Source organism: Alteromonas lipotrueae, from assembly GCF_019249215.1.
GTDB classification, from domain to species: Bacteria; Pseudomonadota; Gammaproteobacteria; order Enterobacterales; family Alteromonadaceae; genus Alteromonas; species Alteromonas lipotrueae.
In genome coordinates this window covers 94,182-120,101 of sequence record NZ_JAESDI010000012.1, presented here as the reverse complement: position 1 = coordinate 120,101, position 25,920 = coordinate 94,182, and the positions used below count along the sequence as shown (strand labels likewise).

Sequence of the window (25,920 nt, the reverse complement as noted above, 5' to 3'; positions counted from 1 at the left end):
GGCAGGTTTTAGGCTATCTTCAATACACGTGCTCGCTTTTGATACGCCCTGGCGTTAATAGACAACATTTTCTAGGAGACATACCAAGAATGAAGTTTGACTCTATAAAATCTAGGCTTGTTCTAATGACACTGATTTGTGTTGTTGGCATGGGCATGCTGGTGGTCAGTCAGCATTATTTTACGCAGAGGCTCATTGAATTAAATCAGCAGCGGGACTTATTGCTTCGTATGGGGCAAGATTTATTGCAGATGCGCCGGCATGAAAAAGACTTTCTGATGCGCCATCAGCAGGAGTACTTTCAGTTATTTATCGAGCGTTCTGAGAGTTTTAGCACTCGGCTTAACCAGCTTACGCCATTAATTAGCGATTATGATATGCCTACGTCGCAGTTAGGAAACTTAGCCGAGGGAGTACATGAATACCAACAACTTTTCCAACAAGTGGTTACGTTACAAACCGAAATAGGGCTGACACCAACATCTGGTTTGTTAGGGGAAATGATAGAGACTGAGGGCGCATTGCTCAGTCAGTCGTATTTCGACGTTGGATCTAATGCGCTCATTCAACTTGACAGCGCAAGGTTGGCCATTCGCGATTTTCGGTTAACCCGCAATAAGTATTACGCTACCCTTGCCGTTCAGAGTATAGAGCGGCTGGCGCAAGCGCGTAGTGCGGGCAAATCTGAACAGGTAAACGAATTACTTGGCTTATATAAAGAAGCAGTGGGGGCACTTGCTGTTGCCCATCAAACATTAGGTCTTACTCATAATGAAGGATTGGTGGGACGCTTTCGGCGACAAGCGCATAGTGTGGAACAACAGCTCACGTTAATCGACAAAGCTTTACAGCCTATTATTGAAAACCAAGAGCAAAAAGTAAAAATATACAGTATTAGTATTGCGGTGCTCACGTCAGTGCTTTTAATTTTAATCCTAGTGAAGAGCTTTGCCACATTTCACCGCGCTTTTTCTAATTTCGTTATGTTCTTTTATCGGTGTAAGCGCCAATATCAGCGAATGGATCCGAGGAAACTCGGTTTTGCTGAGTTCAAATCGTTGGCTGAGCTTGCCAATGAAATGGTAGAGTCTCGTCAAGCAATTGAAGAACGACTCGCTATTGTGGAAGCAGAACTAGCACAAAAGCAGAGAAAACCAGAGACAAGTTGAAGGTGGGTGAACGTAGATATGCAATTTAACAAATTAGGCGGTAGCGACTTATCGGTATCGGATATTTGCCTTGGCACCATGACATGGGGCATTCAAAATACGCAGCAAGACGCCGATGAGCAATTAGCAATAGCAGTTGATCATGGTGTGAACTTCATCGATACCGCCGAAATGTACCCTGTTCCGCCGAACGAGAAAACCTATGGTGATACCGAGCGAATCTTGGGTCACTGGTTAGCAAGAAATCAATCAGCACGTGATTCCCTTGTTATCATGACAAAAGTGGCCGGTAGCGGCTTGAGTTATATAAGAGAAGGCGGGCCTATTACTGCCAGCGCGGTTGAAGCGGCACTGAATGATTCGTTAAGTCGTTTAAATACCGATTATGTTGATGTTTATCAATTACATTGGCCTAATCGCGTTACGCCACATTTTGGAAAGCATTGGCCTGATCGTGCTAACCCCACAAAAATAGATAAGCAGCAAGAAATTGAGGGTATGCGAGATATTTTAACCGGCATTAAACAAGCACTCGATGTTGGAAAGATTCGCCATTGGGGGCTATCTGATGATACGCCTTGGGGCATTCATACGTTTTTGACGCTGTGCAAAGAAATGAATATTCCTTTTCCAGTTTCTATCCAAAACGAATTTAGTTTGCTGCATTTAAAAGATTGGCCTTATCTGATTGAAACCTGTGTACTTGAAAATATTGCCTATTTACCTTGGTCGCCACTCGCTACGGGTATGCTAAGTGGTAAGTACATGAATGGAGATAGACCCAAAGGTTCTAGATGGACACTGGTTCAGCGCCAAGGATTATTCAGAGATAAAGAGCCCGCCCGTGAAGCCACCGCTCGTTATGTTGAAATTGCCAAGCGAGCAAAGATTACTCCCTCGCAATTGGCTTTAGCATGGTGTAAACAAGTGCCAGGTGTTACTTCTACTATTATTGGCGCAACGACCTCCGAGCAGTTAGCTGAAAACTTGTCTGCGTTTTCACTTAACCTTGATGAAAGCACATTGAAACAAGTCGGAGAGGTGGTACGCCGCTATCCTCTAGGTTTTTAAGCGGCCTAAAGATAGGATGCAGTAGGGCTATAAATTACGGTGAATTTTTCTGTTGAAGGTGGTCATTTATCTGTCACATCTTCGTCATAGTATAAATTCACTGTTATTTATAGACTGTTTTACTGTATGTCTCTATCAGATTCGCCTCTTGTTTGTGAAACCGAAACCCAGCATGGTAACTGGCGCCGTTGGCTACTGCTTCTCGCCCTCGTTTATTTAATGTTGTTAGCCGTTAGCATGATAGGCAGTGGCTTCAAATTGGCCGCAGGCGATCACGCTAAAACGCTGTTCACTTTTGCCAGTAACCCCATCATGGGGCTAATTATTGGCATGGTAGCCACCGCACTCATTCAATCGTCAAGTACGGTAACCTCTATTATTGTTGGTATGGTGGCAGGTGGATTACCTATCACCATTGCCGTGCCCATGATGATGGGAGCTAATATTGGCACCAGCATCACTAATACCCTCGTTAGCCTTGGGCATGTCGCCAGAAAGGATGAGTTTCAACGAGCATTTAACGCCGCAACTATTCACGATTTCTTCAATGTGATGTCGGTGATTATATTTTTACCTCTAGAAATGGCCTTTGGCATTTTAGAGCACTCCAGCGCCTTTGTAGTGTCTATGCTCAATACGGGTGGCACGATGGGCGTTGAAGGGTTTAATCCTATTAAAGCACTTACCCAGCCAGCTCTTAACGCGGTAACAGGCATGGTTAGCGGTTTGCCTTCGGTGTACCCCGGTATTGTTAAGATCATTCTCGGTATTGGGCTTATTGTTACCTCAATTACCTACATGGGGAAAATCATGAAATCCCTTATGGTGGGTAAAGCAAAAGACATTCTGCATAAAAGTATCGGTAAAGGGCCTATATCGGGTATTTCTTCTGGTGCGCTAATGACAGTGCTGGTGCAATCTTCTTCTACTACGACCTCGCTGGTTGTGCCTTTAGTGGGGAGCGGAATTCTAAAGGCAAAAGATATTTATCCCTTTACCCTTGGCGCTAATATTGGCACCTGTATTACCGCGTTAATTGCAGCGCTTGGTGTGGTGGGTGTGAATGCCGCGTTTGCATTACAAATTGCCCTTGTACATCTGTTATATAACGTTTTTAGCGTGGTGTTAATTTACGGTACGCCGATGTTGCGCAATATTCCGTTAGATTTGTCTTATAAACTGTCGGTCATTGTAGCCGAGAAGAAATTTTACGGTGTCGCGTATATTGGTGGACTGTTTTTCTGCATGCCGTTAGGTATCATTTTTATGTCGGTGTAGGCGTTTCCCAGCGCAGCTATAGCAGTAAGCTAAGGCAGGTACCTCAGCGGGGCCTGCCTTATTGTAGTTTGAGAGAGTATAGTTATTAAATGTGTAGCGCTAGAATGCGGTTATGTCGGCGCTACTTTGCCCAAACACAAACATATTGCGCTTTCCACACTGCGCCATATGATTACTAGATGTATAAGGCGTACCTGATTGAGTTACGTCACTTTCCCATCCTTGCCCATTTTTAATATACGCTTTTAGTTCAAACCAACCGTTTATGGTTTTACTGCAATCCATTTGAACATCTAGCATCCAATAATGATCGCCCCACAGGTTCAACGGTGTTTCACCAAAACCATCATTGTCGACGGTTTTAATGGAGCCCCACGCTGAAGGCCAATTATTCGTAGTCCAATCAAGCGCGCTACCTTCAGCTTCACTACTTTGGCTAGTTTCAACACCGTACCAATCAAGATAATTGTCGTTGGCTTTCCAAGGTGCCGTCGTCGTGTTGCGCATATTGTTGTGGATGATGGGAATGGCACACGCATAGTTACTCGTTGTGCAAGAGAGCCCTAAATTTGATGCTGCATAGTCATGATCGATTCCGCCTCGAATAAACATGTCTTGCCCACTTTCGGTGGTGGCTTGTACAAAAATGATAGTGCGTTGCCAATCTGCATTGGGTTCATCTGTGGTTAGCATTGCCCCTTGATGAATGGCAATGGCGTCCCATGAAGCAATATTCACGGCTACAGAGCCATCGGGGGCAACGGAAATAACTTCGCCGCTACATTGGGTTTTGGCGGTATTAATATTACCGGTTAATACGTTGCAATATTGGCCTGGTGCCATGGATGTGGTTAGCGTGGTATCCATGGTATAACTTTCTTTGTTTATTGCCACAAATCCACTGTCTGCGCGACCAAAGGCGATTTGGTTGCCTCCATTGCTCCACCAGTCGGTTACCACGAAATCATCTGACGTGTTATCTCTGAAATCAACGCCGCCTGAAATATACGACCAACGATGTTCGCATTTCCACTTATCAGCAAAGCATTCAAGTGTTCCGTTGTTATGCACTGGCACTGATGGTGCACCCGCATCGGTGTCGCCGTGGAAGTCGTAACTCGACATGACTTTGGGGTAACCATAAGGCCATGCCAACATAAAGATATTCGCAAGGTCGTATAAACGTCCATCTTCAAAGGTAATAACATTACCGCCTCCACCATGGCCTCGTTGATTATCGTGGTTATCAACAAAAACAACGGCTTTATAGCTTGGCATGAAACCCCATGCTTCGCCGAAGTTACTAAGCCAAGCAAGTGATCCATTGCGAAAAACATTGCCAATTTCAACTGAGTATTTAAATTCGGTCACCAGGCCATTTGAGAAATATTCATCGGCACTAATGGCCTCACCGCCTTGATCTATTACTTCTTGAAACACAAGCGGGGAGCCGTTGACCTGATTGATGATACTCGATATATCTGCCGCAGGCATATGTTTGGAGGCATCTAGTCTAAAACCTTCCACGCCAATATTTACCAAGTCATTAAGGTAGTTTGCTAGGGTGCTTTGTACGTAACTAGATTCGGTTTTCAAGTCGGCTAAACCGACTAATTCACAGTTTTGAACTTGCCACCGGTCTCCATAATCATCAACTGAGCAGGTATCGTGAAAATCTTGAGGCGAGTACATTGGGTAATTTTTATTCCCAAAAGTATTTCCGTTTGTTCCAGTACCCGATCCTGCGGCCATATGGTTAATGACAGCGTCTACGTATATATCTACACCCACTGCGTTGCAGCGCTGAACCATATTTGTAAAGTCTGCGCGAGATCCGCCGCGACTTTCTAAATCATAGCTAACAGGCTGGTAGCGAGCCCACCACTGAGGAACATTAATGTGTTCGTTGGGCGGGGAAACCTGCACTGCAGCAAACCCATTTTGACTTAAATAGGTTTCACATTCGGTTGCTACATCCTGCCAATCCCACTCGAATAAGTGCACAAATGTGGAAGGCTGTGAATGCGCAACAGGGGAGGCTATACCATAGCCTAGTAAGGTAGCGACTGCACTGGAAGCCAGCAATTTACGGTTAATCATAAAAGAGTCCTAGTGACGTTATTTAACTGCATGGAGAAAACTAACTAGACACTAGAATGTAAATTAAATGTAAACAATGTGAATACGTATGCAGACAGGCGAAGATAAAAAGGGCGCCTCAAGAGGCGCCCGTATTCATTACTGATAAGTATCAGATTAAAATGCGTATTTTGCAGAAACCTGAAGGCGGTTCATATCACCTTCCAAACCTTCTTCAATTTCGCGATGTGCAAACGCGTACTCTGCACCAAAGGTAAGCGCTTTGGTAGGCGAATACAGTAAGTTAGCACGTGCGCTGTAGCTGCTTTCTGTCACACTAAGACCGGTAAGGTTAGTGTCGTTATCAATATCTAATGCTGAAAACATGATGCTGCTTCGCATTCTGTCGTTCCAAAGGTGACGATAGGCAATAGCATAACCCGTTGAATCTATAGCTTCCAAATCGCCATCGGCTGTGATGACTGCGCCATTTGCGGCATTCAATGCGGAATATCTACCCATCCCTTGGCCTGTATTCACCATAAAGCGAATATCATCGCCGTTCGATAGTTTGTATTTTCCTGACAAGGCGACACCATAACTGGTTTCATCGGCATCTATACCACTGCCGTCATCATATGAAAGTTGACGTACAAGGCCTGCTATTTTTACGTAACCCCAGTCTTGTTTAGCAGTGTAAGCTGCAACAAAGTCAGGAACGGCATTATCGTCAGCTACAATACGTCCGCCACCACCGTTGGGTGTTACTGTAGTTTCAGGGTTTTCCAACGCCAATTGTAAACCGCCGTTGGTGTATCGCACCATAACTTGTCTACCGAATGTAATGCCGTCTGTCGTACCAATGAAATCAAGAGATTCCGGCAGGGAACCCACATCCATAAATGTGGTCCATGTTTGACCCACTAACCATTCTTTATACTGAATGTAGGCGTGGCGAACACGGGGTGTATAAGAGTTACTAATACGTTCATCACCACCGCTAGTGACGATAAAATCTAATTCTAATACCCCTTTGATTTCGTCACCTTCCGCTGTTGGCGTGTTGGTGCTAAATCTAAAGCGGGATTGACGAATATGTGCATCGAATTGGGTGCCTTCATCGCCGCCTGAAACCGGAGTCAGCGAGGGTATGTAAAAATCTCGACCAATACTACCGGAACCTAGCGTGCCCTCAGAGTAGTTGCTCACCATCGCATCGGCTTTTATGTAGCCGGTGAATTTAACGCTGGTATCGCCTAAGGCAGCGGCGCTAACGAGAGTGGCGTTAGACGCTGCAAGTGCTAACGATACGGCTAGCACTGAGTTTTTTATTGTGGCTTTCATTATATTTGCCCTAAAGTGTGGTTAAATAAATGTAAATTCAAAGTTAACTTCTATAGGTTTGCCGACCTTGATACAAATTGGAATAAGCTAATGGTCGCATACGACTATAGTCGTAATTGGCGAGCAGTCGAATTCCTAGGACTAAAGTCCGTGAATCGTAAGACCAAAGTCGCATTTTTACTTTATAGTCTAATCATTACAGTGTTTAGTATATAAAAGCATTTCACATTATTGATATTGGAGGCAATTTTTTATGACTGCCAGTAAGATTTTTTCTGTTCCTGACGCAATTAAAAGTACGACCCATTTAACGGATGCTCAGTACGCTGAGATGTATGCTAATTCTGTAGCACACCCTGAAGCATTTTGGGCTGAACACGCAAACTTACTTGAATGGTTTAAAAAGCCGACCAAAGTGAAAAACACCCATTTTGGTGACAATGATGTTTCCATAAAATGGTTTGAAGACGGCGAGTTAAATGCCAGTTACAACTGTATCGACCGCCACCTAGCAGACAATGCTGATAAAGTGGCCATTCACTGGGAAGGTGACTCCCCTGAAGAAAGCCAGGATATTACCTTTCAAGAAGTGCATGATGAAGTCTGTAAATTAGCTAATGCACTTAAATCACTTGGTATAACTAAAGGCGATAGAGTCGCTATCTATATGCCTATGGTCCCCGATGCTGCATACGCTATGTTGGCGTGCGCCCGTATTGGTGCTATTCACTCCGTTATTTTTGGTGGCTTCTCGCCGAATGCGATTGCCGATCGTATTAACGACAGCGATGCTAAGGTAGTTATTACAGCAGATGAAGGCCGCCGAGCGGGGCGATCTGTACCTTTAAAAGCCAATGTAGATAAGGCCTTGTCAAAGGGGGCCTGCCCCTCAATTACTCACGTAATCGTTAAGAAAGTGACAGGCGAAGATGTAGCGTGGAACGAAAGTCACGATGTATGGTGGGATGAGCTTGTGGCTGAGTGCTCCACGACGTGTGAGCCTGAAGTAATGAACGCGGAAGATCCACTCTTTATCTTATATACATCGGGCTCAACGGGCACCCCTAAGGGTGTAGTGCATACTACCGGTGGCTATTTGCTTTATACCGCAATGACATTTAAATACGCCTTTGACTATCAAGATAATGATATTTACTGGTGTACTGCCGATGTAGGCTGGATCACTGGGCATAGCTATATGGTGTATGGCCCTATGATTAACGGTGCATCTCAGGTGTTTTTTGAAGGTGTTCCTACCTATCCTGACGTGCGACGTATCGCGCAAATAGTAGAAAAATACAAAGTAAACAGCCTTTACACCGCACCAACCGCTATTCGTGCATTGATGGCTCACGGTGATAAACCCGCTGAGGGCTGTGACCTTTCATCGTTACGTTTACTGGGTACAGTGGGTGAACCTATTAATCCTGAAGCGTGGGAATGGTACCACCGAGTAATTGGTCAAAGCCGTTGTCCTATCATGGATACGTGGTGGCAGACTGAAACCGGTGGTCATATGATAACGCCATTGCCGGGGGCGACAGCACTTAAGCCTGGGTCAGCTACGCGACCATTTTTTGGTATTCAACCTGCGCTTTTTGATGCTGAAGGAAATGAACTTGAGGGGGCATCCGAAGGTAATCTGGTGATTAAGGATAGTTGGCCGAGCCAGGCTAGAACTGTGTATGGCGATCATCAACGCTTTATCAGTACCTACTTTAGTGCGTACAAAGGTGTATACTTCACCGGTGACGGTGCAAGGCGTGATGAAGATGGCTACTACTGGATCACAGGGCGTGTAGATGACGTGTTAAATGTATCTGGTCACCGTTTAGGCACCGCTGAAATTGAGAGTGCATTAGTGGCCCATCCCAAAGTGGCCGAAGCAGCTGTAGTGGGCTTCCCACATGATATTAAAGGGCAGGGTATTTATGTTTATGTTACCCCAATTGACGGTGTTGCCGTTGATGATGCGCTAACCACAGAGCTTAAAAACTGGGTTAGACAAGAGCTTAGCCCCATTGCGACACCAGATAAAATACAGTGGTCGGCTGGCCTACCTAAAACCCGTTCAGGTAAAATAATGCGTCGTATTTTGCGTAAAATTGCCGCGAACGAACATGAGCAACTTGGTGATATATCTACATTGGCGGATCCGTCAGTTGTTGATACACTCATTGAGGAGCGACTAAACAAATCATAAAGGATAATGCAATGACAACCCTGTTAATTGCCGATGATCATCCGTTGTATCGGGATGCCTTAAGAGGCGCTTTGTCATTGTCTTTACCAGCGCTGACGCTATCAGAAGCTGGTGATTTAACATCGACAGTCGATATTCTCAATCGCGAGGATATCGACTTGTTGCTGCTTGATTTACATATGCCAGGCAGCAACGACCTTTTCGGGTTAATTCACATTCGTAAACTGTTTCCTGACGTACCTGTAGCGGTAGTGTCTGGCACGGAAGATACCCAACTTATATCAAAAATCATGAGTGCCGGGGCGCTGGGATTTATCCCTAAAACTGCCAGCTCGGGTGATATTGCCAATGCGGTACAAGCCATTTTAGATGGGGACGTATGGCTGCCACCTAATTTAAGCGATAGTGTAGATGAGATTGACGAGGAGTTTTCTGAGCTTGCAGATAATGTTGCTTCACTAACGCCTTCACAATACAAAGTACTGTGCTTTATGCGAGACGGGTTACTTAACAAGCAAATTGGTTATAATTTAGATATTGCCGAAGCCACGGTAAAAGCCCACGTTACCGCCATTTTCAAAAAGCTTGGCATCAATAATCGTACTCAAGCGGTATTAATTGCATCTCAACTAGAGCTAGAGCCGCCTGCTACAAGTGATCACTAGTCTTTTCTAGCGGCACTTCAACAGGCTCAACAAGCAAAGCGGGTTCAAAATAAGTAAGATAATGCTTAAGTGCAGCCTTACTTTGTTCGCTTAACAAAGGGTTCTCAATTTCAATCTCAGTACGCCCACGCATTAGCATCGTGCTTTCTTGGTAAACAGGCTGCGCCTTTAAGAATGTCTGAAATTCTCCAGATTCTAGCAAGATAGTAAGCCCTTCACTGATTCGGTTAGCCAAGGCTTCCTGATCTAATGCAACAAAGTAAAACAAAGGACTGTCGTAAGACACCAACAAATGGGGCTCAATTTTCAATGTGCTGTCAGGTTGCTTGTCTAATTCATGTTTTATTTCCATTACACTGCGCGGAAACATATCGGCAAAGCCTTCAGCGACAATTCGAAATGATGCTTGATAAGTAGTTTCAAGGACGGGAATTTCATTGTGACGAAAAATTCGGGTGTCAGGCCAGTCGTAGCCTTGCACCGCACGCATTGATTTTAGGCTCTCAAGCGTTAACGGGTTATCGAAGCGATTATCGTCGGCGCGAATAAGCATAATGCGCTTGCCAAAAAATCCGCCCATGATAGGAATACGTATTGCCCGATGTTGTTTTTCTCTGTCGATAGAAGACACACTCCACGTTACATCTAACATGTCGTGCTCTAAGCTTCTTAATTGGCGCTCTTGCGCAATTTCCTGTTTACTGACTTGTAACTCAAAGGTGCCATACTTATCTTCTGTCACTTCCAGTGCTTTTGAGAGTAGTGTTTTGGCGTATGCGTAAACGGGATCTCGACCAGGGTGAACATTAGGAAGGCGCAGCATTCTATGAGGCAACGCTGCTTTACTGTTCTTTTCTAGGCTAGACGAGTGAGTGACCTCGCCTGCTAGACCTAGTGGAGTGAATAAGCCACTTAGCAGTAGGAGTGTTGACGTAAGTATAGTTCGGCTAATCGTATGTCCTATCATTGTATCGACTATTAATCCTTCCCTGTTAGTAAAAAGTCGTGCTCAGGATCTACCAAAAAGCGGCCGCTCATGGCCTCTCTGCCAAGTAACATAAGGTAGGTCATTTCAGAGCGGTCTGTTAGGGTTAACTGTATATCCCATTGCACACTATCCATGATTATAGGCGTTACTATCACATAACGCTTCTCTCTTGTGGCGGTTGAGCTTTTTACCCGTTTTTTTCCTTCAACTTTTACTTCTCTTCTTACCACTCTATCAACATTATGAATATCAGGGTGGATATCGAAGCGTATCCACAATTCATCATCTACATCAAACTCTTCAATGTTATCTACGTGCAAAGAGGAGGTTGCTGCGCCAGTATCAACCCGAACATTTAAATCTGTGATGGTAAAGGCAGGAAGGTCGCATAACTCAACCGCACCCACTACTTTCTTATTTGTCATGTATTCGCCTTAAATCAAGTATATTCCGCTTCACCTGGTAGCAGGTTGTCTTGCAATAACTCAACGTGTTCTGCCACTGTATCGGGTTGTGAGAAATAGGCAATATGATATACCGCTTCTCCTTCTTGAGTCAGTGGTATGTTTTGTTTACCCACCACCACGCCCTCGGCTGGACTTTCAATACTGGCCAAATACCCACCAAATGGGTCGGCAATAGTCGCCAATTTATCCCCTTTGTTCACATGGTCGCCCAATTGGGCTAAATGGGTAACAAAGCCACTTTCTGTTGCCCGTATCCAGCCACTTTGGCGGGCAATAAACCGTTCAATACTATGGCCTTTACTGCGGCTCTTATTCAGCATACCCAAATGACGCATGGTATTAATAATACCGCGAAGCCCAGCTCGAATTGAGAACTCATCGTATCGAAGGGCTTGCCCTGCTTCATAGAGCAAAATTTTAACGCCACTCTCGCTAGCGGTTTCTCGTAAGGAACCTTCCCGCAGCTCAGCATTTAATAATACGGGAACGCCAAACGCCTTTGCCATCTCTAGTACTTCAGGGTCGTCTAGGTCTGCGCGAATTTGCGGTAAATTACTGCGGTGGATTGCACCAGTATGCAGGTCTATGCCTACATCGCACTTTTGCACAATTTCCTTCAAGAACAAGTTGGCTAGTCGACCTGCAAGCGAGCCTTTTTTGCTGCCAGGAAAGCTGCGGTTTAGGTCGCGGCGATCTGGCAAATAGCGAGACTGGTTCAACACGCCATACACGTTAACCATGGGCACCGCGATAAGGGTACCTCTTAACCGTTCAATGGCCCGTGAGCGAATGAGTCTGCCTACAATCTCAATACCATTTAGTTCATCACCGTGAATAGCGGCACTCACAAACATAGTAGGACCAGGGCGTTTACCTCGGGTAACATAAACGGGAATACTCATGTTTGTCGCGGTGTATAATGGGGGCATCTCCAGCTCAATTTTAACCGATTCACCTGGCGCGATACTTTGCCCACCAATGACTAAATTATCCACTGCCACTTAGCCTTTACCTCGCGTCTTCGTTTTGTGCGGCTCTGCACTTTTTTCAATAAATTCAATGATCATACCGGCGACATCTTTGTTAGTGGCTTTTTCAATGCCTTCCAAACCTGGCGACGAGTTTACTTCCATTACCACGGGGCCGTTGTTTGAACGTAAAATGTCTACACCACAACAATTCAAGCCCATAGTCTTGGCTGCATCTACGGCAGTTTTGCGTTCAGCTGGGCTTAGTCTTACCAAGCTGGCTTGACCGCCTCTATGAAGGTTAGAGCGGAACTCACCCGGTGCAGCTTGACGTTTCATCGCGGCAACGACTTTACCGCCTACCACGAAGCATCGAATATCAGAGCCACCGGCCTCTTTGATAAATTCTTGAACTAAGATACTGGCATTTAATCCCATGAAGGCTTCAATAATTGATTCAGCCGCTTTATGGGTATCAGCCAATACCACACCAATACCTTGGGTACCTTCAAGCAGTTTAATGACCACTGGTGCGCCACCCACGGTTTTTATCACGTCTTCTATTTTATCAGGGTGATGGGCAAAGCCTGTACGCGGCATGCCAATGCCTTTGCGCGATAGTAATTGTAGAGAACGTAGCTTGTCTCTAGAACGACTAATTGCCACAGACTCATTAACACTGTAAGTACCCATCATTTCGAATTGACGTACCACAGAGGTGCCGTAAAAAGTAACAGAAGCACCAATGCGAGGAATAACCGCATCGTAATAAGGCAGGCGTTTACCTTTATAGCGCACAGATGGCCGCGAACTGGTTATATCCATATAGCAATGCATGGTATCAATAACATCTACTTCATGATCGCGAGCACGACCTGCTTCTACTAAACGAGAGGTAGAATAGAGACGAGAATTCCGGGATAAAATCGCTATGCGCATTGTAAATTGCCTGTGGTTATAAATTTTTTAAAAAAGTGCTGTTTAATCATTAGCACCTTTTTAGGTGCATAGCCAGATTAGTCGTTGTACAGCGAATTGGCGCGCATCATAAAGCAGCTTTTATTAATGGTCTTACGAATTATTATTGTGGTGGCGACAGTAATATCTGGATGAACTCAAAATCGTTACGCGATAGCATGGGGTAACATGAGGATATAATGAGTTTTTTACTATGATGCAGTGGTGGCAAGAGGTATTGGTTTGGCTTACGAGCTACCAATCAAACCTTATTTGGAGTGGGTTGGTTTTGCTTTTTTATTTGGCGGCTTCAAGAAAAATCCTACCCAAACTTGAAACCAATATCGAGAAAACCAAATTAAAGTCTACCAGCGCAATCAAAGGATTATTTGCCGCAAGAGTTATCGTGGCTACAGTATCGCTAGCGTTATTGCTGCTTGCGTGGGGAATAGACTTCTCAGGCCTATTGGTATTATCAACCTCTATTATCACAGTAACTGGAGTAGCGCTTTTCGCCAGCTGGTCATTAATAAGCAATATTACCGCTTACTTCATACTGTTGACGAACGTTGCGTATCGCCGAGGAAATTTTATTCGTATCCTCGATGGCGATAATTTTATAGAGGGTTATATTGCTGACTTAGGGCCATTTAGTACTCGGCTGGTTACTTCTGAGCGCGAAACCCTCATGTACCCCAATAACCTAATTTTAACTCGTCCTGTGCTTATTAATCCCAAATCAGCGTGGGGCACCATGGGTAAAGTAACCCCAACGACGGCGGGTAAAATAGAAGAAAAAACCGATAAACCGACGAAAAAGAGCAGGGTGAAAAGCGACCCGCAAATTTAGTCGCTATCGGTATAGTGTGACTCCCGAATATGGCGAGTCATGCTTTGAAGTAACGCTCTTAGTTTTGCAGGTTTTAGCGGCTTAGATAGGTAGTTAACCCCTTGCTCCTTACATTTAGCCACTAAATCTTCATCTGGTGTGGCTGTGATAAGCGCGGCGGGTAATATGGCATCAAGCTGGAACCTAATCTTGTCTATTAAGGCTAAGCCGTTTTGCGTTTCATCGTGGCTTAATTGATAGTCCATCAATAATATCTGAGGTAATGTTTGCTCAATAAGGGCAAGGGCTTCATCCCAAGACCCCGCCACCATCACCTTGACACCCCAGCGCGCTAGCAGCGTTTGCATTGCATCTAAGTTTTCCCGTTGATCATCTACGCAAAGTACCTGCAGTCCAGTGAAGGTTGTGTTTTTAGGCTTAGCTGCCGTACTTGTTGAAGAGCCTGGCTGAGCTTTTGGTAGGGTAAAGGTAAAGCAGCTACCTTTTTGCGGTGAGGACGACACGGTTATATCGCTACCCAACTGTTGGCTTAACCTACGTACCACGCCTAGACCTAAGCCAATACCATGCTCTGCACTTTGATTAATGCGGTAGAAATCACTAAAGATGTTATCTTTTTTATCTTCCGAAATTCCAATTCCCGTGTCGTAAACACGAAAAGAAACGGCTGATTTTACGGGTTTTATAACCAATACAACTTTACCATTTTGGGTATATTTCACAGCATTTGACAGCAAATTCTGCATAATTCGGTACAAGTAGGTTTTATCCGCCATTACCCATAGGGGTTTCACCCATACGCGCAGTGAAAGGCCTTTTTCCAGTGCCCGCATTCTTATGTCGTCGATAAGCGGGCTGAGCAGAGCGTGTACATCCACGGGCTCAATATCTGGTTTCATTTCACCTTGATCTAGGCGTGAAATGTCTAAAAGCGTACCGATAAGTGCTTCACTTGAGGTCACTGAGTGATGCAGTTTTTGAATAATTTCGTGTACCCCATTCGATAGTTCTTGTTCCTCTAGCGCTGATATATATAGCTTGGCGGCGTTGAGAGGTTGAAGTACATCATGACTGGCAAGTGCCAGAAAGCGAGTTTTACTGGCATTTGCATCTTCAGCTGCCTTTCTAGCGCGTATAAGTTCAGTTTCTGCACCAGAGCGACGCTCTATTTCAAGCCGCAGTTCGGCGTTAATGGTATGCACTTCTTCGGTACGCCGTTTAATTCTGGCTTCTAAGTCGATGTTAGATTCTTCAAGGGCTTGTTGAATCTCAATGTGATCGGTGATGTCATTGAAACTAGTAACAAAGCCGCCCCCAGGTAAGGGATTGCCCACCATTTCTATCACGCGGCCATCTTTTCGTTGTCGTTTAAATCGGTGGGGGGTACCAGAGCGCAAATGTTCTAGGCGCTTTTCGACTTCCGCTTCTACGTCCAGTTTGCCAAATTCCCCCTGTGATGCATTGAAGCGAATAAGTTTCTCAATCGGTATGCCCACCGCAAGAAAATCTTCAGGATAGGTGTATAGCGCTGCGTACCGCTTATTCCAAGCCACTAAATTTAAATGTTTATCCACTACGCTAATACCTTGGTCCATATTCTCCAACGAGGTCAGCAGCGCGGTCATATTGAATTGCATGGCCTGTGTGGTGTCGTCGAAAAAGTTAATCACTTCCGTGAAGTCCATTTTCTTGCCACGCAGTGCACTGTCTAATAACACTTTGGCGCTGGAAGCACCGATAACCCCCCCCAGCGCCCGTTCACAAAACGTAAGAAAGTCTTCATCGGGAGAAGCTTGATGGTTCAAGATACAACTGTTGAGATGCTGATATTGCTCAATAAGCTGTTCGCATCGACCTGTGCCCATAAAGGTCGATAGTAGAGTAATAAGATCAGATACCGTTACATTACTATTTGGCCCCTTTACTACACTGTTTTTAACCACAGCAGGAGACACAAAGGCTTCGGCTTGAATTCTGTCGATGAGCCGGTGCGGGGCAAACCAAGAGAAAATAATATACATCACGGTATTAGCACCAAGGCTTATCATCGCACCTTGGCTGATAAGCTCGTTATTAGCAAATTGTGATGTTTGCTTTCCTACCAGTGGGAACACTAACCACAGCACCCAAAGTATAATTCCAACTAACAAGCCCGCGTACACACCATGGGCATGCGCGCGCTTCCAATATAATCCACCGAGGATCGCTGGCATTAACTGAATAACTAATGAAAACGCGATAAGTCCAATTGAGTGTAGCGAGCGACTACTGGTCATTTGTTGATGGTATAGGAACGCCATCAGCAATATAAAACCAATAACAATACGCCGGATAAGGCGTATCTGCGCAGAGAAGTCTCTTTTTTGCGCAGAGTTTCCTCGAAACGCTAAATAGCGGGGCAAGATCACATCATTGGTCAACATGGTGCTTAAGGTTAGGGTTGCCACAATAATCATTGCAGTTGCGGCTGATAACCCTCCTACAAATACAATAACCTGTAGCCAGGCCGAGCCAGAGAACATGGCGAGTGACAATACATAGGAGTCTGGCTCAACGCTGGCGCCAGCAAAAATAGCTTTACCCGCAATAGCAATAATGGGAATAACCGTAGAAATAATTGCGAGATAAAGGGGAAACAACCATCGGGCTGTTTTTAAATGCGAAAGACTAAGGTTATCAATCACCGCCACATGGAATTGTCGAGGCAGACATACAATGGCAGCCGCGGCCATGATGGTTTGGGCGATAAAGTTGAATGAGCTAAATTGTGAAAGTGCAGCTGTATTCACAAAGGTTTCTAGAAAAGGGCCTGTTTCGGTTTGTCGCCACGCGCTGTAGCCCACAAAAGCAACTAACACCAACGCCAGTAACTTAATAGTAGACTCAAAGGCGATAGCGAGCATTAACCCTCTGCGGTACTCGGTTACATCGGCATGTTTAGTACCAAAATAAATCGCAAATACAGCAATAAACGTAGTGGCAGCAATTACGATAAAATTACTATTAGGCTGTTGGGTTAACAGCTGAAAAGTGGAGCCAATCGCTTTTAACTGCAACGCAATATAGGGAATGGTTGCCAGTAGTGCGATAACGGTCACTAGCAGAGCGACGGTTTGGCGCTTCCCATAACGAGACGCGATAAAGTCAGAAATTGTGGTGATATGTTGCTTTTTACTTACCAGCGTCAGCTTATAAATAAATCGGTACCCGAGCACATAGACCAAGATTGGCCCTAACATAATAGGCAGGTAAATCCATGTGTCGCGACTGGCTTGACCCACCATGCCGAAAAATGTCCACGCCGTGCAATATATTGCGAGTGCCAGCGAGTAGATCGCTGGGTGCGAGGTTAACGCTCGTGCTCGCGGCGAGTTCTTATCGCCCCAACTCGCCAAAGAAAAAAGCAAAAATAAATACAGTACCGCAAGCGTAACCCAACCGAACGTCATGAATTTCCTTTAACCAAAAGTTAACAAGTCTGTGTGCATTATAAGCATTTCGACCTTGGTCTACCTACGACCATGGTCTCATTTGGAATTTTAATGGTGAGGTCTAGAGTATACATCGTGCTCCTAAGTGCTTGACTTTTGCCGGTCTAAGGCCAGTTGGTCTGAACGAGAAAGCTTGGCAATAATGTTAGCAAAGCCGGGCGTTAGGAAAATGTAAAAATAAAACAATTGATTAACCTGACATGAGGACGGAACAATGGCATTTAGAAATGATGACGACAAAAAAGCGTATTGGAAGGAGAACTTGTCTCTCCTTGCCAAGCTTTTAGTCGTTTGGTTTGCGGTGTCGTTTGGCGCCGGCATTTTGTTTGTCGATGTGCTAAACAATATCCACTTTTTTGGATTTAAACTGGGCTTCTGGTTTGCGCAACAAGGTTCCATTTATGTGTTCGTCGCTCTAATTTTTGTTTATATGTCAAAGATGAAGGCGATGGATAAACGTTATGGCGTAAACGAGGAGTAATACCATGGACGTTCAACTACTAACATTTATTATTGTAGGCGCAACATTTGCGCTATATATCGCCATAGCTGTATGGGCTAGAGCGGGTTCTACTAACGACTTTTACGTTGCTGGCGGCGGTGTACCTCCCGTATTAAACGGTATGGCTACCGCTGCAGACTGGATGTCGGCAGCGTCATTTATTTCAATGGCCGGACTTATATCCTTTATGGGATACGACGGCGCAGTTTACCTAATGGGATGGACAGGAGGCTATGTATTACTTGCCTTGTGTCTAGCGCCCTACCTACGTAAATTCGGTAAATTTACTGTACCGGATTTTATTGGCGACCGCTACTATTCACAGACCGCAAGAACCGTTGCGGTTTTCTGTGCCATCTTTGTTTGCTTTACTTATGTGGCAGGGCAAATGCGAGGAGTGGGCGTAGTATTTAGTCGTTTCTTAGAAGTCGACATCGTGGTTGGTGTGGTTATCGGCATGGTTATCGTGTTTTTCTATACGGTGCTAGGTGGCATGAAAGGCATTACCTATACCCAAGTTGCGCAGTTTTGCGTAATGATTTTTGCGTATATTGTGCCTGCGGTATTTATCTCTATCATGGTAACAGGCCATATTCTTCCACAAACGGGGTTCGGCGCCACGCTCGCAGATGGGTCAGGGATGCATATTTTGCAGAAACTCGACAACCTGTCGGTAGAGCTCGGATTCCATGAATATACGTCCGGCACTAAGAGTACCATTGATGTTTTCTTTATTACTTTTGCATTGATGGTAGGTACGGCTGGATTACCTCACGTTATCGTTCGCTTCTTCACCGTACCGAAAGTACATGATGCACGTAAGTCTGCTGGTTATGCACTCGCGTTTATTGCTATTTTGTATACCACTGCGCCGTCGCTGGCTGCGTTTGCACGAGTGAATATGATTGAAACCATTAACGGGCCTGAGCTAACCGGAACAAGTTACGAGCAAGCACCGTCGTGGATTAAAAACTGGGAGCAAACTGGGCTTATCGAGTTCAACGATAAGAACGGTGATGGTGTGATGTTTTACTCTGGTGATGAGCGCAACGAAATGAAAGTCGACCGTGACATTATGGTGTTGGCTAACCCAGAAATTGCGAATTTACCGGCATGGGTCATTGCATTAGTTGCCGCAGGTGGTGTTGCCGCAGCGCTGTCTACCTCCGCAGGTTTACTGCTTGTTATCTCCACATCTGTGTCTCATGACTTGTTGAAGCGCAACTTTGCGCCCAATATTACCGATAAGTCCGAGCTTTTTTATGCACGACTTGCGGCGGGTGTAGCCATTGTTATTGCGGGATACTTTGGGATAAATCCACCGGGCTTTGTGGCGCAGGTGGTCGCCTTCGCGTTCGGTCTGGCGGCATCCAGTTTCTTCCCTGCCATTATTATGGGTATCTTTAGCAAACGAATGAATGATAAAGGCGCAATTGCGGGCATGGTTGCAGGTATTGCTTTCACTGCTGCCTACATTATTTACTTCAAGTTTGTGAACCCTGCGGCAAATGTACCTGAAAACTGGTGGTTTGGTATTTCTCCAGAAGGTATTGGTACCTTGGGTATGATGGTTAACTTCCTTGTTGCTTTCATCGTGTTTAAGTTTACCGATGAGGCGCCGGAAGAAATCCAAGAGTTGGTAGAGAGCATTCGCTATCCGAAAGGCGCGGGCGAGGCATCTGCACACTAACTGTTAGAAGCTATAGTAAAACAGCAAACTGATGCTCGGCACGTGGTCGAGCCTTTTCCAAACCAACTCGTTCTAAGAGGAGACTCTAAAAGGCGAGTTGGTTTTTATCGTTTCAGGAGCATTACATATGACAGCTATTGCCCAGCAAGTCGCAGATTTTGTTGCTGCTTCTGCGCCCTTTGACACGCTCGATGTGGAATCGTTAACTGATTTACTTACCTCGGCAGAATTGCTCTATGTAACAAAAGAAAATCTAGATACCCTGATTGGGCAATCTCGCCGAATTTATCTCATTCAAAGTGGTCAGTTTTCAGTAAGTGCAGGGCAAGAAAATCCGCGTTATGTCAGCGAAGGAGACTATTTTGGTTTTCAGCGTATTTTGGATGGTAGTGATTATCCGATGGCGGTGACGGTAGAGAGCCCTGGTCTGGTGTATAGCTTCCATGAAGCACCATTTAAAGCGCTTCTTCGTTACGATAGCATCGCTACCTTTTTTAATGGTTTGAGACATGATGCGCTGCAAAATCAAGCCATTACTGAGTCTAAATCTATGTGGTTGTATAAACCACTTTATGACTTAACAGAGAAAACCCCCATTGGCACAGACGTAAATACCCCTATTCAACAAGCGGCTCAGTTGATGACGGATAACCGGGTATCTTCCCTTTTAATCACTGAAGCAGGGCAGCTAGTCGGTATCGTTACCGACAGGGATTTACGTTCCCGAGTGGTTGCTGCTGGCGTTGATCTGACGAACCCTGTTAGCAGTGTTATGACCTCGTCGCCGGCTAATGTTGCCAGTAACCTAACGTTATTTGACGCCATGGCGTTAATGACCGAAAAAAACATTCATCATTTACCTATATTAGATAAAGACAGTCAGGAACCCGTAGGTATGGTCACGGCCAGCGATATTGTCCGCCACCAACGAGGCAGCGTACTTTTTATTATTGGTGAATTGTCGAAAGCGAGCAGTTTGTACGAATTAACACGTTTAGCGTGGCAGCTACCGCATTACTTTTCTGCACACGCTAAACACGCTGGCGATTATGATATTGCGGGTAAAGTGCTTTCTCAGGCAACCGATATTATGACGCGAAAACTGATTGGGTTCTTTCAGCAAGATCACGGTAAAGCCGGTATGATGTTTTCGTGGCTAGTATATGGCTCACAAGCGAGAGAAGACCAGACAATGGGATCTGATCAAGACAACGCGCTGCTTTTAGCTGAATCGCCCACGAAAGCGCAAGCTGATTACTTTGCTGCCATGGCTGACTATGTCTGCAAGGGGTTGGCAAAATGTGGTATTAAACTATGCAGTGGTAATATTATGGCGAGCAACCCTGAGCTTCGGTTATCGCTAGAAGAAGCGGTTGAGCAAGCGCGGCAATGGGTAAATGCGCCTACCAAAGATGCCATTATGCACTTTAATATCTTCCTCGATGCACGCTGCGCTGCGGGTGATGTGGGTTTGTTTAAAACGCTACAACACCAACGTATGCCTTTGCTTAAACAAAGTTTGTTTCTCGCTGCATTGTCTCGTCATGCAAATGAAGTTTCTGTGCCCCTTTCTATGTTTCAAAAGTTTACTTATGAAAAGGGAGGGAAACTAAAAGATACGATTGATTTAAAAGTACGCGCGGTGGCATTGATAAACAATATTGTGCGTATTTATGCCTTAGCAGGAGGTATATCGGTACCTGGTACGCTTGCGAGACTATCTCTGCTGCCCGAAAATTCAGAGCTTTCAACCAAGGATGCCGCGAATTTGCGGGATATTTGGATATTTTTAAATCGCTTACGATGGCGGCATCAACTTCAGCATAACGTGGCCGATAATAGTGTGTCAGTGTCGTCTTTATCTTCCATAGAACGGCATCAACTAAAGGCATCGTTTCAAGCCATTGAAAGAGCACAGAAAGCGATTATCATGAATTTCTCTGGCGGTATGGCGTAAGTATGCTGCAATGGTTAAGTGATTGGTTATCTGGGCGTGGACAAGCGTCATTCGATAGGTTTAAAGGCGCGACCTTACAAGACACTACCCTGATGTCTATTGATTTAGAGCTGACCTCTTTAAACGCCAATGAGTCAGAAATTACCTCTTTTGGCTGGGTATGTGGGCGAAATAGTAGCATTGCTTTAGAGACTAGCGCTTATAGCATTGTGAAAACCAATGCGTCTTTAGGGCAAAGCCCCGTTATCCATGGACTTATTCAGGATAATATTGCAAAGGGCGAAAAAATAGAGGATGTACTGACTGAATTTATCGCACAGTTACCCTCGAAGGTTTTAGTTATCCATAATGCGAATTTAGATTTGGCGGTGCTAGATGCGGTATTCAGGCGCTTAAACTTGCCAGCACAAGAGGTTTACTACATCGACACCTTGCAACTTGCTTTGTATGAATTGAAAAAAAAGCATGAAGTCATTCCCCCTAATAGCGCTTCTCTAGGAGCATGTTTACTTAGGGCCGGTTTACCGGAGGTGCCTCAACACAACGCATTAGAAGATGCCATGGCAGCGTTACTCCTATGTTATGCACAGCTTGCGTCATTGGGGCTAACACAACAAAGTTGTTTGGCGGACTTGTCGCACACTAAAGCCCTCGGAAGGAAAACACTTGGGGTGGTTAAACCTTAATAAATTATCCTAGACTAGGCTTTAACATATTACTTAAGCTTCCTACTCCATTACATTGTGAGCCGTTTCCACACTACTTACGACACAATTCCTACCTTGCCCTTTTGCGGCGTATAAGTTTTTGTCAGCCCGAAGCATAGTGAAGTCGATGGTTTTGCTGTCGTCTGGTTTTTTTGTCGCAATACCAGCGCTAATGGTAACCCTTGCATGGTTTGAGTCAGCATGGGCGATATCCAAGTTGAACACGGTGGCCAAAATACGATCAGCGACCAACTTTGCGCATTCCTCATCGGTGCAAGGTAGAATAACTAGAAACTCTTCGCCGCCCACCCGAACTAGTTTGTCCATAGGGCGCAATAAGCTATCTTTAACCGCTTTGCTAAGCTTCCATAAGCAGCTATCACCCTCCATATGCCCGTATCTGTCGTTGTAACGTTTGAAATAATCAACGTCGAAAAGTACAAGAGAAAGGGAATTATGGCTCCGCTTGCCATCTTTCATAAAGCGCGGAAGGTAGTCTTCTAAATAATGCCTATTGTATGCTCCTGTTAGCCTATCGATATAAATGAGGTTTTCTAACAGGTCTTTTTTGAGCTTATGATTGAGGTGCGCTTTAACACGATTTCGTAACGTACACGCATTAAAGGGTTTGGTCACAAAATCTACACAGCCAGAATCCCAGCATTTTGATTGGGCTTCGTCTGAGGTTGTGGCAGTGACGAAAATAATCGGAATGTCAGACTTACTCGGGTTCTCAAGCAAGGTCTTTGCAACCTGATGGCCATTCATGCCTGGCATATTAACATCCATCAGAATCAGGTCGGGCGTGTTTTCGTCACAATAAGCTAGCGCTGCTCCACCTGAAGAAACTGATGTACAACTTACCATATCACCAAGAAGGCCTTCTAAAATCACTCGAGAGCTTGCTTGATCATCTACAATTAATAAGTGGCAGTCCGATAATGTTCGTTTATTTACTTGCTCAATAAACATGTGAGTCCTTTACCTACAACGCAGCCGTTTTCAACTATTTGGAAACGTTAAACCCAGAGTAGCGCGGTGTGTGTAAAAAATGCATTAAACATAAGTTTAATTATTAACATTTTTTTATATCTATATTAACGCCATAAAGAGAAGCACATACAATATTAGGTTGATTACCAGCCCAATCATATAAAAATAGGTTCTTGGACTTGGGTTACTCTCTGTCGCTACCGCATAGTATAGTGCCATATGAACGATTCTACATAAGCCATACACCCAGACTAATATAGCCATATAAAGTGGGGCCACGCCAACGAACATGCACAGTATTGCTGGAATAATAAATTGATTTACGTTCTCAAGTGAGTTGTGAAACGTTCTATGGCTTCTAAACACAAAGCTATTGTGACTCAAGTCTTCTGCGACTTTTCCTGGTACATAAGATGATTGTTTACGATGCGCGACTGCGGCAACGATATTTTGAACTAATACCGTAAAAATGATTACCGCAAGGCCCGCGATAACGTAGGTGTATACAGTGAACATAACTTCTTCCTTGTAAGCTGATTGATGGGTATACGAATAACAAGAAGGTTATGGATTACAAAAACATCAGTGCTGATGAGTTTTGAAGTGTTGTTTTACATGAAAGGGGGTAAGTAGCGGAAGCCCGCTACTTATCTAAAATGAACTATAGTGCTTTTTTAACTTCAGCTGGAAGTAAAACGGTATCGATAACATGAATGACACCGTTTGATGTATTTACATCGGCTTTAATGACGGTAGCGTCGTTAATCATCACTTTTCCCATGGCGGTAACCACAGTAACATCAGTGCCTTCTACGGTAGTGGCACTGGTTAACGACATAACATCTTCAGCCATCACGTTACCTGACACCACATGATAAGTAAGCACTTGTGCTAGTAATGCCTTGTTTTCAGGCATAAGTAACATCTCTACAGTGCCTTTTGGTAGCTTAGAGAACGCTTTGTTTGTTGGGGCGAATACCGTGAAAGGCCCATCACCTTTTAATGTATCAACTAAATCCGCAGCTTTAACTGCCGCCACTAAGGTAGAAAACATCTCTTTACTAGCTGCAGTATCAACGATATCTGCCTTCTTCGATTCCATATGATGCCCAGCAAATGCTGATAGACTTATCAAGCTCATCATTACCAACGGGATTAACTTAACCATAAATACCTTCCTTTAATTGTGGTAGAACATAAATTGATGTCGCGAGAATGGTTACGTGCCCTCTACCAAATATGATGATTAAGTTTACGTAATAGAAAGAGACAGGTTAGGTGTGGATGTAAATATAATGTTAAATTTCACTGGCTGCGCTATACTTCTCTAAGGTGTTAATAGGGGAGGGCTGCTTTATGTTACTTCGACAACTTATTATCGCACTACTCGTTTTATTCAGTTCAGCTATGCTAGGTTGTGCTAGCACTGCGCCTGTTGTTGCCAAGAATCCTTATCCAGCATTACACGATCATTTATTTCCAAGCTATGCGTCTTTTCCGATTGAAACGGAAGAGGAAGTCTTTGCACTAGAAGAAGATGCTCAGTTATTTGTAGACGAGGCGGTCTTTGAGTCAGGAGGAAAGACAACCAACGTAAAAGGCCTGATCTCATCAATTTTTGATCATTCTGAAATGGGGTTATTGTACCGCAGCAATGCGAATTCGATTGCTAGTGAGACGTTTTATAATCGTTCGGCGAACTGCCTTTCTTTGTCTATCATGACTTATGCTATGGCTCAGTACGCGGGCTACGATGCCACATTCTATGAAGTAGATATACCCGAATATTGGACCCGACGTGACGGCTTCAGTTTCTTAAATGGTCACGTTAACTTAACCATAAATGTACCTAAAAACCCGTTAGTGACTAACATCGGACCAAGTCGCGCAGATGTTGATTTTGACCCGCAAATGATTAGAACGCACTTCCCACGTGTACCCGTTACGAAGCGCCTTGTGCTGTCTATGTTCTATAACAATAAAGGCGCTGATGCGCTTATCGCGAACAGTTATACTCGGGCATATAGTTACTTTAGGGCTGCTGCGGTGTTATCACCAGAGTTACAACAAAGTTGGGTTAATCTAGGTGTGTTGTACCGTATGGTAGATGCATTTGAAGCCGCCGAGCAAAGTTATCGTTTCGCCTTAAATATCGATGAAAAGAACCTGACAGCATGGGACAACTTGTCCATTTTGTATTACCACCAAGGGCTATTTGATAAATCAGCAGAGATTAAAGCGAGGGTAGAAGCGCAACGAAAAGAAAACCCCTTTTATCATTTCATTCTAGGGGAGCAAGCATTGGATGACGGGGAGTTTGCAGACGCATTGGAACACTTCCAGCGGGCGCTTCGCTTAGACAATACAAGACACGAGGTGCTCTTCGGGTTGGCCAAATCATATTACGAGCTAGGTGACATCAATAACGCTGAACGATATATAAAACGTGCTATTCAATTTGCGCCCAATTCGCAAGATGAGAATCGTTACATGAGCAAGCTTTCTACGATTGCTCGCAATTACTAGCTACTCGACGCATAG

General features: G+C 44.6%; 21 protein-coding genes. 11 read left to right on the top strand and 10 right to left on the bottom strand.

Features of this window, described 5'->3' with window-relative positions:
• The first annotated feature begins 125 nt into the window (after positions 1-125).
• The 3 genes from JKP82_RS15405 to JKP82_RS15395 all read left to right on the top strand — a co-directional run bounded on the left by JKP82_RS15405 (position 126) and on the right by JKP82_RS15395 (position 3,518).
• Positions 126-1,169, top strand: coding sequence for a chemotaxis protein (locus tag JKP82_RS15405; RefSeq protein WP_232370693.1), 1,044 nt, complete (start codon positions 126-128; stop codon positions 1,167-1,169).
• A gap of 18 nt (positions 1,170-1,187) precedes the next feature.
• Positions 1,188-2,240, top strand: a complete 1,053-nt coding sequence (locus JKP82_RS15400) for an aldo/keto reductase (protein ID WP_159533378.1) — start codon at positions 1,188-1,190, stop codon at positions 2,238-2,240.
• A gap of 126 nt (positions 2,241-2,366) precedes the next feature.
• Positions 2,367-3,518, top strand: a complete 1,152-nt coding sequence (locus JKP82_RS15395) for a Na/Pi symporter (RefSeq protein ID WP_218397698.1) — start codon at positions 2,367-2,369, stop codon at positions 3,516-3,518.
• 99 nt (positions 3,519-3,617) lie between these two features.
• On the opposite strand, the gene JKP82_RS15390 is transcribed toward JKP82_RS15395, so the two are convergent.
• Together JKP82_RS15390 and JKP82_RS15385 are read right to left on the bottom strand one after the other, a co-directional pair.
• On the bottom strand, positions 3,618-5,618 hold the full coding sequence (locus tag JKP82_RS15390) for an alpha-amylase (RefSeq protein ID WP_159533374.1): 2,001 nt from the start codon (positions 5,616-5,618) through the stop codon (positions 3,618-3,620).
• 156 nt (positions 5,619-5,774) lie between these two features.
• Complete coding sequence (locus tag JKP82_RS15385; protein WP_159533373.1) at positions 5,775-6,941, bottom strand: DcaP family trimeric outer membrane transporter; 1,167 nt, start codon at positions 6,939-6,941, stop codon at positions 5,775-5,777.
• A gap of 253 nt (positions 6,942-7,194) precedes the next feature.
• Here JKP82_RS15385 and acs point away from each other — a divergent pair, with 253 nt between their 5' ends.
• Both acs and JKP82_RS15375 read left to right on the top strand, forming a co-directional pair.
• On the top strand, positions 7,195-9,144 hold the full coding sequence (gene acs / locus JKP82_RS15380; RefSeq protein WP_159533372.1) for an acetate--CoA ligase: 1,950 nt from the start codon (positions 7,195-7,197) through the stop codon (positions 9,142-9,144).
• 11 nt (positions 9,145-9,155) lie between these two features.
• Complete coding sequence (locus tag JKP82_RS15375; protein ID WP_013782560.1) at positions 9,156-9,809, top strand: response regulator transcription factor; 654 nt, start codon at positions 9,156-9,158, stop codon at positions 9,807-9,809.
• Here the strand turns inward: JKP82_RS15375 and JKP82_RS15370 are convergent.
• Genes JKP82_RS15370 through rimK form a run of 4 tightly spaced genes read right to left on the bottom strand, consistent with a single transcriptional unit; the run spans position 9,793 to position 13,171 of the window.
• Positions 9,793-10,776 (bottom strand): transporter substrate-binding domain-containing protein, encoded by a 984-nt coding sequence (locus JKP82_RS15370; protein WP_159533370.1) that lies wholly within the window; start codon positions 10,774-10,776, stop codon positions 9,793-9,795. The genes JKP82_RS15375 and JKP82_RS15370 overlap by 17 nt on opposite strands.
• An 11-nt stretch (positions 10,777-10,787) precedes the next feature.
• A complete protein-coding gene (locus JKP82_RS15365; RefSeq protein ID WP_159533368.1) occupies positions 10,788-11,222 on the bottom strand; it encodes an ATP-dependent zinc protease family protein in 435 nt (144 codons plus the stop codon).
• A 14-nt stretch (positions 11,223-11,236) separates the two neighbouring features.
• On the bottom strand, positions 11,237-12,259 hold the full coding sequence (locus tag JKP82_RS15360; RefSeq protein WP_159534707.1) for a succinylglutamate desuccinylase/aspartoacylase family protein: 1,023 nt from the start codon (positions 12,257-12,259) through the stop codon (positions 11,237-11,239).
• Between the two features lie 6 nt (positions 12,260-12,265).
• Entirely contained in the window at positions 12,266-13,171 is a 906-nt protein-coding gene (rimK, locus tag JKP82_RS15355) for a 30S ribosomal protein S6--L-glutamate ligase (RefSeq protein ID WP_218397696.1), read from the bottom strand.
• A 232-nt stretch (positions 13,172-13,403) separates the two neighbouring features.
• Here rimK and JKP82_RS15350 point away from each other — a divergent pair, with 232 nt between their 5' ends.
• On the top strand, positions 13,404-14,039 hold the full coding sequence (locus tag JKP82_RS15350; protein ID WP_159533366.1) for a mechanosensitive ion channel domain-containing protein: 636 nt from the start codon (positions 13,404-13,406) through the stop codon (positions 14,037-14,039).
• On the opposite strand, the gene JKP82_RS15345 is transcribed toward JKP82_RS15350, so the two are convergent.
• On the bottom strand, positions 14,036-17,488 hold the full coding sequence (locus JKP82_RS15345) for a PAS domain-containing hybrid sensor histidine kinase/response regulator (RefSeq protein ID WP_159533364.1): 3,453 nt from the start codon (positions 17,486-17,488) through the stop codon (positions 14,036-14,038). The genes JKP82_RS15350 and JKP82_RS15345 overlap by 4 nt on opposite strands.
• 256 nt (positions 17,489-17,744) lie before the next feature.
• Between JKP82_RS15345 and JKP82_RS15340 the strand changes: the two genes are divergently transcribed.
• The 4 genes from JKP82_RS15340 to JKP82_RS15325 all read left to right on the top strand — a co-directional run bounded on the left by JKP82_RS15340 (position 17,745) and on the right by JKP82_RS15325 (position 22,365).
• Complete coding sequence (locus JKP82_RS15340; RefSeq protein ID WP_057789264.1) at positions 17,745-18,011, top strand: DUF4212 domain-containing protein; 267 nt, start codon at positions 17,745-17,747, stop codon at positions 18,009-18,011.
• 4 nt (positions 18,012-18,015) lie between these two features.
• The gene (locus JKP82_RS15335; protein ID WP_159533362.1) at positions 18,016-19,722 is read left to right on the top strand and encodes a sodium:solute symporter family protein; all 1,707 of its coding nucleotides are present in this window, start codon (positions 18,016-18,018) and stop codon (positions 19,720-19,722) included.
• Positions 19,723-19,849: 127 nt separating this feature from the next.
• Positions 19,850-21,679: a DUF294 nucleotidyltransferase-like domain-containing protein gene (locus JKP82_RS15330; protein ID WP_218397694.1), complete on the top strand. Its 1,830-nt coding sequence runs from the start codon at positions 19,850-19,852 to the stop codon at positions 21,677-21,679.
• Positions 21,680-21,681: 2 nt separating this feature from the next.
• Positions 21,682-22,365, top strand: a complete 684-nt coding sequence (locus tag JKP82_RS15325) for a 3'-5' exonuclease (protein WP_159533358.1) — start codon at positions 21,682-21,684, stop codon at positions 22,363-22,365.
• Between the two features lie 42 nt (positions 22,366-22,407).
• Here JKP82_RS15325 and JKP82_RS15320 read toward each other — a convergent pair whose 3' ends face one another.
• From JKP82_RS15320 to JKP82_RS15310, 3 genes are all read right to left on the bottom strand, one after another.
• The gene (locus tag JKP82_RS15320; protein ID WP_218397692.1) at positions 22,408-23,358 is read right to left on the bottom strand and encodes a GGDEF domain-containing response regulator; all 951 of its coding nucleotides are present in this window, start codon (positions 23,356-23,358) and stop codon (positions 22,408-22,410) included.
• Between the two features lie 120 nt (positions 23,359-23,478).
• Positions 23,479-23,895: an MAPEG family protein gene (locus JKP82_RS15315; RefSeq protein WP_218397690.1), complete on the bottom strand. Its 417-nt coding sequence runs from the start codon at positions 23,893-23,895 to the stop codon at positions 23,479-23,481.
• Between the two features lie 145 nt (positions 23,896-24,040).
• Positions 24,041-24,547 carry a fasciclin domain-containing protein gene (locus JKP82_RS15310; RefSeq protein ID WP_159533352.1) on the bottom strand — a complete coding sequence of 169 codons (507 nt, stop codon included), beginning with the start codon at positions 24,545-24,547 and terminating at the stop codon, positions 24,041-24,043.
• A gap of 188 nt (positions 24,548-24,735) precedes the next feature.
• Between JKP82_RS15310 and JKP82_RS15305 the strand changes: the two genes are divergently transcribed.
• Positions 24,736-25,905 carry a tetratricopeptide repeat protein gene (locus JKP82_RS15305; protein ID WP_159533350.1) on the top strand — a complete coding sequence of 390 codons (1,170 nt, stop codon included), beginning with the start codon at positions 24,736-24,738 and terminating at the stop codon, positions 25,903-25,905.
• Positions 25,906-25,920 lie beyond the last annotated feature (15 nt).